Source organism: Jiulongibacter sp. NS-SX5 (assembly GCF_052828545.1).
Map to the genome: position 1 here is coordinate 1,801,308 of NZ_CM128248.1, position 11,347 is coordinate 1,812,654.

Here is an 11,347-nt window from a genome sequence, read left to right on the forward strand (position 1 = left end):
TCATTGGATAGAATTAATCAAAAAAATAGGAGGCAATTCTCATTACCTCCTATCAAATATATCGTTATTGACCTCTTTTAGTTTATTACAGGTCGTTCTACTCTTACAATAATCCGATCATTAATCATGACCCCAGTATGCGTTTTTAATTGGAACTGATAAACTCCATCACCCAATGTTCCCAGGTCAAACACATTTCCGAACTCCGGAATATTTGAATACGTCTGGCCTGTAAAAATATTAACTAGTTTCTGGTCCATGTCCCAGTTAATACCCTGAACAGCTACAGTCACTCGGCTATCATGTCTTGTTAATGAAGTCACAGTAGACCAGTGCCCTCCTTGATAATTTCTGTACACATTATATCTGGCTGCCGATTTCCATCCATCGTTGGAGATGTCAAGAACAAAGTCTTTTCTCTCTGGGAAAAGAGCTGGGCTTTCCATCTTATCTGGGTTTGCTCTGAAATTAAATAGATCGTAAGTATATAAGTTAAAATGAGTGTAATCTTTACCATTAACCCTCAGTGATAGATTATCTATAACTCTATCCGTGTAAATCCCATAAACCGGGATTGCATCATAAACTCCTCTGTTTTCAAGTTCAGAATTCACCATCAGGTTAACGTTAATAGGTGCAGGAACGGCCGTTCCCATTGAAGGCTTCTGAAAATCAATTCTTTCTTCGAGTGTATTGGCTATCACTTTCTGATTCCTTACATCACGATACTCCTGACAGCCTGCCTTTGTTCTCAGAACAATATTTCTTGATTGTCCGTCAGAAGGCTCTTGGAAATAGAATAGCTGCTCGTCATGTCCTGATTTAATGTAACCAGCAGAGCTCATTAATTTCCAATCTGTCAGTCCTTCTATTTTGTATTCCGGTGCATAAAGTGCTATTAGATTCCCTACAAAAGAGTTAGAAGAGGAATGTGCATATAAGTGAGGATTGGCCGGACCATGGTTCGCTAAGTTTTCACAGACTTTCTCTGTGTCAGGTGTTGGGTCTGGATCCGGGGTAGGTTCCGGATCTGGCGTAGGCTCAGGATCAGGAGTCGGATCTGGGTCTGTCCCTAAATCGGCTACAATCTGAGCATCAAAACTACTGCCGTTTTCAGAATCAAAGAAATCTTCAATGTCGATATTGTCAGTGGCCTTAACCTCAAGACAGCCGGCAGAAGAACCCTTCACCACAGTATTGATCACTTTTACAGAATTTGACGATCGTTCCTGACAGTCATTTCCTTCAAAAGTTTCCGATATTTGTAGCTCAGCCGTGCTCAATATCTCTTCAGAGGCTTGAGTTCCTGATACGATTTTTTGCTGTGCAAAAACCAACGGGGAAAGCATTAATAAAACCGTTGTTATTTTAAGTACTCGCATATTCATAAGTCTTTTCAATTCTAAGTACTCCCAAGAATTATGCCATTTAATGATATTACTAAAACCAGCATGGAAGATCTCAACAGGGTTGACCTTCAAACCTTTAAATCGAATGAGAAAATTCCGCTAGTCTTGGTATTGGATAACATCAGAAGCCTCCAAAATGTAGGTTCATTTTTCAGAACTGCGGATGCATTTAAAATCGAGAAAATCTTACTGGTAGGAATTACAGGAACCCCACCAAATAAAGAGATTGAAAAGACAGCCCTAGGTGCTACGGAGTCAATTGACTATCAATATTTTAAATCAGAAGAAGAAGCAGTCAATTATTTACAAAAAGAGCAGTATTTAATCTGTAGTATTGAGCAGACAAACCAAAGCCAAATGCTGAATGATATTACTTTCGAAGGTGATAAATATGCATTTATTTTTGGCAATGAAGTTTTTGGCGTTCATCAAACATTTCTGGAAGCCAGCGATATGGTCTTAGAAATTCCGCAATTTGGAACTAAACACTCTCTAAATGTGAGTGTTTCAGCAGGAATCCTTATTTGGCACTTTTATTCAAAGAACAAGGTAAACTTCTTTTGAAGCCCCTGATAATTGACAATCAGGTAGTACTTTCCATGAAAGACATTCTCATCAAATTTTAATTCATAAGGCAGCCCTACGTTCTGAACTCTTTGGTTACGTATAACGGCCTTACCAAAAACATCATACACCTGGATATTCATCTCAGGAATATTATCCTCTGAGGCTATATAAACTGTATTATCAACAGGAGGATTAGGATATACCACTACGCCTACATTCTCTTCGTCTTTTTCAAAATAATAGAGCCCGGAATCATTTGATAAACAAAGTGAAGTATAAGGCTCAGGATGCCTTTCGTAACCCGCAATACTTACAAAACCATTACTTTGAGGGGAAATTTGAAACGAGGTTTGATCTGATAGTAATTGACCTTCAAATTTCCATAAATAGCTTTCGTAGATTTCTTTATTAACCACACCTACTGAGTAGGGTCCATTTTTTGTTATTGACGGAGGGGGAGGTTTTGAGAAAATTCTAGCATTTACACTTTCTGAACTTTCAGACTCACAATTCTCAGGAGTTTTTGCCTTGGCAGTAAAAATAAACTCTCCGACCTCACTTATAGTGAGATTTGAGCCAATAGAACCATCACTCCAGTTTATCTCAGCACCTGCTGAGGTAGAGGCATTTAATGTTAAAACACTTCCTTCACACTCCCCGAAACTACCTGAAATACTAGTAATTGTAGGTACCTCAGGAATAGGTACGATCTCAAGGCTCAACTTATTGGATACGGGAGAATTACAACCATCGGCACTCGTATATTTCGCAAATACAGTTTCAGATTCATCAGTAGTATACTCCGTTCCTGACGATCCATCATGCCATTCAATGGTTAGATCTTGTTTATCGGTAGTAAAAGTGGCGGTAGTTCCTTCACAAAGAGTCAATTCACTTTCAGTAGTTATTACAGGGGCAGAAGGAAATACTCTAGACACCTCTAAGGTCTCTGAGAACAAATAATTGCCATTGCCGTCAGCAGTTAAAGCAGATACTCTACCGTTGGCCAGTTGTATAGCATTTGAGGTTACCCCATTAGACCATTTTGGTGTTTTAGCAGCAGAGCTACTAAGTGAAACCCGGGCATTTCCTCCGCTGACACAACTCGCGTCTAGTGGAATAAACGAACTCCCTTGTAGGGGTTTCATTTGAGCCAGTAAAGAAAGAGATAATGTTTCATTTAGCGAAGTAGCCAATTCTGAAATCCCATCTAAAAAGCCATTATTAAAAAGGTGCACTCCATCTATTCTCGGAATACCCACATAGTCTGTCAATGGTCCTTCAAAGACATTAGATAATTCACGGATAACTTTAGCCTGGGCGAATAATATTTTGTCAAAAGACAGATTGAAGTTTAGTGATGTTTTTGTCACCAGCCACGGAATCTCCTTCCCTACATCAGACCCGACTTTATTTATAAAGTATTTTAAATCAGCATAGTACGCATCACCCTCAGTTAGGTAGTCACTCTCTCCCTGAATCCAGATGATAGACCTAAGCCCGTATAAATTCACATGATTTTGAAGGATGATTCGTAAGAAAGAATATGGCGTATTATTAGGAAACACAAAGCCAAATCCTGCATGTGTTGTACTTTCTCCTTTGGCACTTTTAACCCAATTTTCTATCAAAGTTCCCTCATAGGCCGTATTGAAAAATAAAACCGGAACATTCAGCTTCTGAGCCAGTTTATCACCTAATTCTCCCCAAGCCCAAGCTCCCTGACCATGAGGCCCCAGGTTAAGTTCACGATCTAAGTGTTTAATATCAGTAAGAGTAGGATTTTCATCGATAAAGTCGGCTTTATAAAATCCGTAACCATTAACTCTATCATCGGTAGAACCTTTGGGGTTAAACCTCAAAAAACCTTGGGCATTTGACTGGCCTGAAACAATAAATACTTCTCCTATACCAACTCTATCTAAGGCCGTTAATGAGAGCAATTTATCTCCTGCATACTCCCTAAGCTGTAGCTTATACCACCCGCCTTTACCTTGAATTTTACCCGAAAATGAACCTCCAGTAAGTTTATCGTCCACCAGTACCCAATCTGTTTCCGTACCTTGACCGGCAGACATTGGGGTTAATTTTCCTTCGATTTTTGTCGCTTGTTTAGAGGCAATACCCGAGATTGTAATAGCTCCATTGTTGCTATTATCTCTTTGAAATACCGCCCTTTCTTTCGGAAAAACAATTTCTACCTGCCCGTGTGTGGTCACTAGAAACCCGAAATAGAAAAACGAATAAATTAAAAGCTTAAAAAAGCGATTCATTTACTTCTATACTCCTTTAAATTGGCTTAAAAACCTGATATCATTATCAAAGAATAGTCGAATGTCATTTATCCCAAATTTCAACATCGCTATTCTTTCTATTCCCATTCCAAAAGCAAAACCAGTATACTCTTCTGGGTCAATTCCAGCACTTACCAGCACATTAGGATCCACCATTCCGGAACCTCCGATTTCTACCCAACCCGTTTTCTTACATATATTACAACCTTCCCCTTTACAGATAAAGCATGAAATATCTATCTCAGCACTTGGCTCAGTAAATGGAAAATAGCTTGGTCTCAGTCTTATTTTGGTATCCTTACCAAACATCTCTTTGGCAAAATGCAATAAGGTATCTTTCAAATCTTTAAAGCTCACATTTTTATCAACGTAAAGACCTTCAGCCTGATGAAACTGACAATGGGCTCTGGCAGAAATAGCTTCATTTCTATATACTCTACCCACCATAATTGATCTTAAAGGCGGTTTTGTATGCTCCATCAGCCTTACTTGAACATTTGAAGTATGCGTTCTCAGTAAGGTATCATCTTTTTGCTCCTCCCCTTTTGAAATAAAGAACGTGTCTTGCATTTCACGAGCAGGGTGATTCTCAGGGAAGTTCAATGCCGTAAAATTGTACCAGTCAGTCTCCATTTCTGGTCCATCTTCACTACTGAAACCCATTCTTGCAAAAATCTCTGCAATTCTCCTTTTTGTGATGGTCAGTGGGTGTAAACTGCCAAGTGACTCAGGCACCTCAGGTAAAAAAACATCCGGTTTATCTTCCGAAGTAACACTTGAGTTTTGAGATTCTTCCTGAAGGCTTTTAAAGCGTTCTTCAATTTTTCCTTTCAGCTTATTTAATTCCTGTCCAAACTCTCTCTTCTTCTCGTTTGGAACCTTCTTAAATTCATCAAATAGCTGATTTAGCTTTCCTTTTTTACTAAGAAAAGCCAAACGGAAGTCCTCAACCTCCTGAGCGTTTTTAGCCTGCCACTCTTTTGCTTCTTTTAGTAATCCTTCAATTTGCTCTAACACGCCTTGCCAATTTTTTGAGGCACAAAGATAATCAGAATATGAAAATTTTATGAACTCATATTAACCATGCGATTGATCATGGAATAATCCAAATTAACATTAATTTCGTCTAAGGTATTTTTACCTATTGAGTCACGTAGTTTTTTCCTTTTTAGCCTGTGGATTTATCCATAACGATCTCGTTTATAGATATATACCTACTTCACTTGTATGATCAAGGAGTTTGATTTTGGAGGATTCCTTAAGACTTTTGGGAACCAACACCAATTACTAAAGTAAGTCTTTTAATGAACCCGGAAAGTAACAAAACCCTCCGTTTTTTGGCAGGGAATCAGGAGTTTCAGGTAAACGAAGAGGAGATCATCCGACTCGAAGGTAAAAAAAACTACACCTTCGTTTACACTGAAAACCAAGCCTTTCTCAGCTCTAAAACCCTGAAAACTTATGAGATGCAATTAAGCTCTTCTGAGTTTATCAGAACACACAAGTCACATCTGATTAACAAGTCTTTTGTACGTAAAACTTATTTCTATGCCGGCACCGGAACTGTAGAACTCCAAAACGGCGATAAGGTGGATGTATCCAGAAGAAGAGTTAGCGAAGTGAAAAAACTACTAAGTCCACACAGACTCAAGATTTAATACTTTAGTGGTTAGGTAACTTTAAAGCAGTGGCCCATTGGGCGGCTGCTTTTTTATTGAATTAGCTTATAATTCTCTTTGGCATTAGCCAGCGTGGTAATATTGAAATGCCACCATTCACTATTGATCGGCAAAAAACCTCCTTTTCTCATCACATTACGAAGTAGCTGTCTGTTACCAATCTGCTCTCTGTTTAAACTTCCGGAAGCCAGCATTTCGGCTTCTTTTCTCGGGTAGGCTAAATATCCGAAATAATCGTATTTGGTGCCCATGTCCAGTAACGTATCACGGTGAGTATCATAAATTGAAAGGTCTACGGCACAGCCGTAATTATGCAAGGAGCCTCTTTCAGGATCTGCTACAAAAGCCCTCCTATTGGCCACAGGAATACTATCCAGTGCATTCCATAAAATGCGTTGAATACCATGCGGTCTTACCGCATCAAATACCCAAAGACGCAAATGTGAGGAATCCGATTTCAGATGATTATTCACCACTTTTAAGGCTTCAGCTACATTTTTAGGCAAATATGCCCTTGTGAGGTCGCCATAAACATCTTCTTCAAAAAAGTTATCGACTGTAGAATACTTCAGGTCAACATAAATAGATGGATCTACTGACTGAATATCTACCAATCCCTGATAAATTAAACTTTGCTCAAACTCCCCTATTCCTAATTCTTCAGGCTCATCCTCTTCGGGTTCGGCTATTCTTATGCGGTATGTTTCTGTGTTTTGAGTTTCTTCTGAATCGGTACATTGCACTAAGCCAAAAAGCAATATAAACGAATAGAGTATTTCTTTCATAAATGTGAGGCGAATACCTATTTTAGCAGGATTCTCACCGAAATTACGTCATAAATCGTTAGATCACTAAGCTTTATATGGTATTAAATTATGTTTGGGCCGGCTTTTTCATTATCGCCATTCTGGTAGCTCTGGTTAAGTATATTTTTCTTCAAGACAATCAGATTTTTGAGTTATTCGTGAGCGGTATTTTTGATTCGGCCAAAACAGGCTTTGAAATCTCATTGGCCTTAACCGGCGTTATGACTTTATTTCTGGGAATTCTAAAGATTGGTGAAGAAGCTGGTGCTATACGTTTTCTCGGAAAAATCATTGGCCCGTTCTTCAGAAAACTATTCCCTGAAGTGCCGGCAGACCACCCTGCTCATGGGCAAATGATCATGAATTTTTCGGCCAATATGTTGAATCTTGACAATGCTGCTACGCCATTCGGTTTAAAAGCTATGGAAAGTCTGCAAGAGTTAAACCCGAATAAGAACACAGCTTCCAATGCCCAAATAATGTTTTTGGTGCTACAGACTTCAGGTCTGACATTAATCCCGATAAATATAATGACATACAGAGCATCTATGGGAGCTGCAGATCCTTCAGATGTTTTTATGCCTTTGCTAATCAGCACATATTTTGCCACTGTTATTAGTCTGATAGCCGTCATGCTAAAGCAAAAGATCAATATTTGGGATAAAACCATTTTAGGCTGGATCGGTGGAGTGACTGTGGCTATTTGTGGGCTACTGTGGTATCTCTCATCTTTAAGTCAAAGCGAGATTGAGTCCTTCTCTAAAGTGTACAGTAACCTAATCCTTTTGGTAGTCATCGTTGGTTTTATTGCCGGAGGGCTGCTAAAAAAAATAGATGTATTTGACACCTTTATCACTGGAGCTAAAGAAGGCTTCCAGGTTGCCGTAAAAATTATCCCTTACTTGGTAGGAATGCTAGTGGCGATCAGCATGTTGCGTAATTCTGGTATGCTGGGTTACATCACAGATGGTATGGCATGGGCGTTTAGCTCTATGGGATTCGACACACGCTTTGTAGAGGCACTTCCTGTCGCAATTATGCGTCCTTTATCAGGAAGCGGTGCCAGAGGATTAATGCTGGAAGCCATGGCTCCAGAAAACGGAGGTCCAGACTCTTTTGTGGGTAAATTGGTTTGTATTTTCCAGGGGACTACAGACACAACTTTTTATGTGGTAGCTCTATATTTTGGCTCTGTAGGTGTGTCTAAAGTTAGATATGCCATTCAGTATGGCCTTTTGGCAGATTTCATTGGAATACTTGCAGCCATTTTCATGGGATACCTGTTTTTCGCTTAGTGTCTTCTTCTGTATCTGGTGTTTCTGTATTTACCTGACGGAACATCACAGGAGTTATTGCTACAGCCTGAGTGCAGCAATGCCTGAGCTAGAAAACCACCACCGAGAATATAGAGATAGATATTGTGATGGAAATAAAACGCACAGCCTAGTAAAACCAATGAAACCACTAAATGCGTAAGTCTCAATAGAGTCCAGTTTTTCAATAAAGTATTCATTTCAATTATGTTTTACCTATCTAAAGAAACGATATTTTCGAAGCTAAAGTTTGTATCATTTGTCACATGCCTGTCGCTCTTTATGGCCGCTTGTAATGTGGACAAGGTAAACCCTGCCGTAGAAATTAACCCTACTGATGAAAGTGAAGATGTAATTGCCGAAGGCAGCACTGTACTTTTTGAGGGCGACTTTATAGATGCAGCACACCCAACATCGGGTAGGGCATCAGTTATCAGAAACCAAGACAACACTTTAAGTCTGGTTTTTAGTGATTTTAAAACTGATCCGGGACCTGATTTAAGAGTATACCTGGCGGAAGATGATAAAGCCACCGGCTTCAAAGAAATTAGCAAAGAAGTAAAAAACGGAAACGTGAAATATAATCTGCCTGATGGTACCGACCCTGCTCAGATGAATCATGTATTGATATGGTGTCGTGCCTTCTCAGTCAATTTCGGCACAGCTGTTTTGAAAAGTGCTGAATAGTTCGCCGTATTATAAAATAGAGAGGCGTCTTTAATAAATTGTTAAGTCAATCATTAATTTTGGCACTGTAAGTCTTTCATACAAAATTCGGTTATTGATTAAATCAAACCTTAACAGTACCATGAAAACGAAAAGTATAATTGGGCTTAGCCTGGCCTTCATATCCGTCATATCATTCTCCTGTTCAAAAAGTGGCACAAAAGCACTTGAACAAGGAGATTACTATACTGCCACTCTTCAGGCAGTAGAGAAACTTAAAAAAGATGTAGATAATGAGAAGTCTCTAGAGGTACTTCCACAGGCTTACAGCTACGCTAAAGAAGATCTTCTTACCAATATTAGAAGTGCCAGATCTGCCAATCAACAGTTTAAATATGAAAGAGTCTTAGATTCTTACAGCAAGCTGAATAAAATGCATGACCTCATAGCCAGATGTATGTCATGTAGAAGAGCTGTGAGCCCGCAGTCATTTTTTAAAGAGGCCGAGGAGGCTCGTGAATTAGCCGCTGAAGAAAGATACATCTATGCCAGTCAAATGCTGGATAACGGTACCATGGAAGGCGGTAGAGAGGCTTTTGAGTCGTTCAAAACTCTTTTTGATTTTGCCCCGAATTATAAAGACGTACGAGAGAAACTTGACATTGCCCTGGATGCAGGTTCATATCACGTGGTGGTAGAACAGCCTGAAATTAATTCTAAACTATATGAGCTTAGTAATGAGTATTTTCAGGACAGAATTAATGAGTTTTTGAGAGATAACCGTAGAATGAACGAGTTTATCAGATTCTATTCTCCTGAAGAGGCTAGCAGAGCAAAACTACAACCAGACCACGTCATAAGTCTTGATTTCATTGATTTCGTGGTGGGTGAAACGCTTATTGAGAAATCTGAGAAAACAGTCACCAGTGAAGATTCTGTGAAAACCGGAACAGCTACCATCAGAGGCAAAAATGTAGACGTTTATGGTTTAGTGAATGCCAAACTATCTGAAAACCGAAAAGTGGTGAATTCAAGAGGTATTTTGGCTATGCAAATCATTGATTTTCAAAATGACAAAGTGCTAATGAAAAAAGAATTCCCGGGTGAATTCACATGGGTCAATGAATGGGGAAGCTTTAATGGTGATGAAAGAGCATTAACAGAGGAACAATTAGATTTCACGAAACGAAAAGAAGAACTCCCTCCTGCTCCGCAGCAATTGTTTATTGAGTTTTGCAAACCCATCTACAATCAATTTACAAGCTCGGTAAAAAGGTTTTACGATGATTATTAATGATAACATTTTAGGTCTTTCAAAATCCCGCTCAGCATTGAGCGGGATTTTTTGATATAAATAGTTAAATAACAGATATTGAAGAAGATAACCTTAAAAAAGTCCTAAAATCCCGAATACGTCCGCCATTATAAAAACCTTAATTCGAAAAGTAATTTGATTTAAGAGAAAATGAGACACATTTTTGAAGGAAATCATACCCTAAAGTGCTCTTAGCAAAGAATTACTCGTAAAAATGAAAAGTTTTATTCTAAACTCGCCTACCCACTTCAAGAAAATTGAAAGCAATATTCCAACAATAACCAAGGCAGATGAAGTTCTAGTAAAAGTAAAGACAATAGGAATTTGTGGAACAGACATCCATGCCTTTCACGGACGTCAGCCCTACTTTACCTACCCAAGAATACTAGGTCATGAACTCGGTGTAGAAATAGTGGAAATCGGGGATCAAGTACAAAATTTAAAAGTTGGTGATAGATGTTCAGTAGAGCCGTACCTCAACTGTGGAGAATGTCATCCTTGTCTAAAAGGTCACATAAACTGCTGTGAAAAACTTGAGGTACTTGGAGTACATATAGATGGTGGCATGTCTGAATTTCTAGTACTTCCGAGTCGCAAACTACATAACTCTGATCTTTTAAGTTATCGTGAGCTGGCAGTTGTAGAAACTTATGGGATAGGATGTCATGCGGTTTCAAGAGCTCAGGTTCAAAAAGGAGACAAAGTCTTGGTAATAGGGGCCGGTCCTATTGGAATCACCGCTATTGACTTTGCACAGATTAATGGAGGAGAAGTTCATGTGTTTGACCTAAGCAGTGAACGTTTAAAATTCTGTGAAAAATATGGGAAGGGAAATAATTTCATCCATACAGAACCTAAAGAAAATGAGTACGATGTAGTCTTTGATGCTACCGGTCACCTTGAAAGCATGAAACAGTCAATCAGGTATATGGCATTCGGTGGAAGATTAATCTTCATTGGACTTTTCCAAGGAGATTATACATTCAATGATCCTTATTTTCACAAAAAAGAAACCACAATTCTCTCCTCTCGTAATGCTTTACCAGAAGATTTTAAAAGAATAATACGTCTAATAGAAAGTGGTCATTTGAGTTTAGAGCCATTCATAACCAATGAATTAGGTTTTGATGATATTCCTGATTTTTTTCCTCAAATTCCATCAAACAAGCAGCTCCTGAAAGCGGTCGTTAATCTTTAATTTTCAAACTTGGGAAGGCTAGCTTTTGGGTAAACATTAAATGTATTAATAAATTAGTGTCATTTTGACACATTTATTTTATTTCGTTTATTCGCAAATA

The 11,347-nt window shown here is 38.8% G+C and carries 11 protein-coding genes; 6 read left to right on the plus strand and 5 right to left on the minus strand.

Annotated features, from left to right (window positions below):
- Positions 1–77: 77 nt before the first annotated feature.
- On the minus strand, positions 78–1,349 hold the full coding sequence (locus ACUXV0_RS07985) for a hypothetical protein (RefSeq protein WP_446192555.1): 1,272 nt from the start codon (positions 1,347–1,349) through the stop codon (positions 78–80).
- Between the two features lie 72 nt (positions 1,350–1,421).
- Between ACUXV0_RS07985 and ACUXV0_RS07990 the strand changes: the two genes are divergently transcribed.
- On the plus strand, positions 1,422–1,973 hold the full coding sequence (locus ACUXV0_RS07990) for a TrmH family RNA methyltransferase (protein ID WP_446192556.1): 552 nt from the start codon (positions 1,422–1,424) through the stop codon (positions 1,971–1,973).
- Here the strand turns inward: ACUXV0_RS07990 and ACUXV0_RS07995 are convergent.
- Positions 1,943–4,249, minus strand: a complete 2,307-nt coding sequence (locus ACUXV0_RS07995) for a sialate O-acetylesterase (protein ID WP_446192557.1) — start codon at positions 4,247–4,249, stop codon at positions 1,943–1,945. The two genes, ACUXV0_RS07990 and ACUXV0_RS07995, sit on opposite strands and share 31 nt — an antisense overlap.
- A 6-nt stretch (positions 4,250–4,255) precedes the next feature.
- Positions 4,256–5,287, minus strand: a complete 1,032-nt coding sequence (gene pheS / locus ACUXV0_RS08000; RefSeq protein WP_446192558.1) for a phenylalanine--tRNA ligase subunit alpha — start codon at positions 5,285–5,287, stop codon at positions 4,256–4,258.
- Positions 5,288–5,574: 287 nt separating this feature from the next.
- On the opposite strand from pheS, the gene ACUXV0_RS08005 reads away from it, so the two are divergent.
- Entirely contained in the window at positions 5,575–5,928 is a 354-nt protein-coding gene (locus ACUXV0_RS08005; protein WP_446192559.1) for a LytR/AlgR family response regulator transcription factor, read from the plus strand.
- A 53-nt stretch (positions 5,929–5,981) separates the two neighbouring features.
- Here the strand turns inward: ACUXV0_RS08005 and ACUXV0_RS08010 are convergent, their stop codons facing one another.
- Entirely contained in the window at positions 5,982–6,734 is a 753-nt protein-coding gene (locus tag ACUXV0_RS08010) for a M15 family metallopeptidase (RefSeq protein WP_446192560.1), read from the minus strand.
- A gap of 77 nt (positions 6,735–6,811) precedes the next feature.
- Here ACUXV0_RS08010 and ACUXV0_RS08015 point away from each other — a divergent pair, with 77 nt between their 5' ends.
- Complete coding sequence (locus ACUXV0_RS08015; protein WP_446192561.1) at positions 6,812–8,050, plus strand: nucleoside recognition domain-containing protein; 1,239 nt, start codon at positions 6,812–6,814, stop codon at positions 8,048–8,050.
- Here ACUXV0_RS08015 and ACUXV0_RS08020 read toward each other — a convergent pair.
- Positions 8,047–8,268 (minus strand): hypothetical protein, encoded by a 222-nt coding sequence (locus ACUXV0_RS08020; protein WP_446192562.1) that lies wholly within the window; start codon positions 8,266–8,268, stop codon positions 8,047–8,049. The genes ACUXV0_RS08015 and ACUXV0_RS08020 overlap by 4 nt on opposite strands.
- 82 nt (positions 8,269–8,350) lie before the next feature.
- On the opposite strand from ACUXV0_RS08020, the gene ACUXV0_RS08025 reads away from it, so the two are divergent.
- From ACUXV0_RS08025 to ACUXV0_RS08035, 3 genes are all read left to right on the plus strand, one after another.
- Positions 8,351–8,755 (plus strand): DM13 domain-containing protein, encoded by a 405-nt coding sequence (locus ACUXV0_RS08025; protein ID WP_446192563.1) that lies wholly within the window; start codon positions 8,351–8,353, stop codon positions 8,753–8,755.
- 121 nt (positions 8,756–8,876) lie between these two features.
- Positions 8,877–10,028, plus strand: a complete 1,152-nt coding sequence (locus tag ACUXV0_RS08030; RefSeq protein WP_446192564.1) for a hypothetical protein — start codon at positions 8,877–8,879, stop codon at positions 10,026–10,028.
- A gap of 235 nt (positions 10,029–10,263) precedes the next feature.
- Positions 10,264–11,247 carry a zinc-binding alcohol dehydrogenase family protein gene (locus ACUXV0_RS08035; protein WP_446192565.1) on the plus strand — a complete coding sequence of 328 codons (984 nt, stop codon included), beginning with the start codon at positions 10,264–10,266 and terminating at the stop codon, positions 11,245–11,247.
- Positions 11,248–11,347: the final 100 nt, after the last annotated feature.

Coding starts and splice junctions, on each gene's coding strand:
- ACUXV0_RS07985 (WP_446192555.1), bottom strand. CDS start 1,349: ATGCTTTCCCCGTTGGTTTTTGCACAGCAAAAAATCGTATCAGGAACT.
- ACUXV0_RS07990 (WP_446192556.1), top strand. CDS start 1,422: ATGCCATTTAATGATATTACTAAAACCAGCATGGAAGATCTCAACAGG.
- ACUXV0_RS07995 (WP_446192557.1), bottom strand. CDS start 4,249: ATGAATCGCTTTTTTAAGCTTTTAATTTATTCGTTTTTCTATTTCGGG.
- ACUXV0_RS08005 (WP_446192559.1), top strand. CDS start 5,575: ATGAACCCGGAAAGTAACAAAACCCTCCGTTTTTTGGCAGGGAATCAG.
- ACUXV0_RS08010 (WP_446192560.1), bottom strand. CDS start 6,734: ATGAAAGAAATACTCTATTCGTTTATATTGCTTTTTGGCTTAGTGCAA.
- ACUXV0_RS08015 (WP_446192561.1), top strand. CDS start 6,812: ATGGTATTAAATTATGTTTGGGCCGGCTTTTTCATTATCGCCATTCTG.
- ACUXV0_RS08020 (WP_446192562.1), bottom strand. CDS start 8,268: ATGAATACTTTATTGAAAAACTGGACTCTATTGAGACTTACGCATTTA.
- ACUXV0_RS08025 (WP_446192563.1), top strand. CDS start 8,351: ATGGCCGCTTGTAATGTGGACAAGGTAAACCCTGCCGTAGAAATTAAC.
- ACUXV0_RS08030 (WP_446192564.1), top strand. CDS start 8,877: ATGAAAACGAAAAGTATAATTGGGCTTAGCCTGGCCTTCATATCCGTC.
- ACUXV0_RS08035 (WP_446192565.1), top strand. CDS start 10,264: ATGAAAAGTTTTATTCTAAACTCGCCTACCCACTTCAAGAAAATTGAA.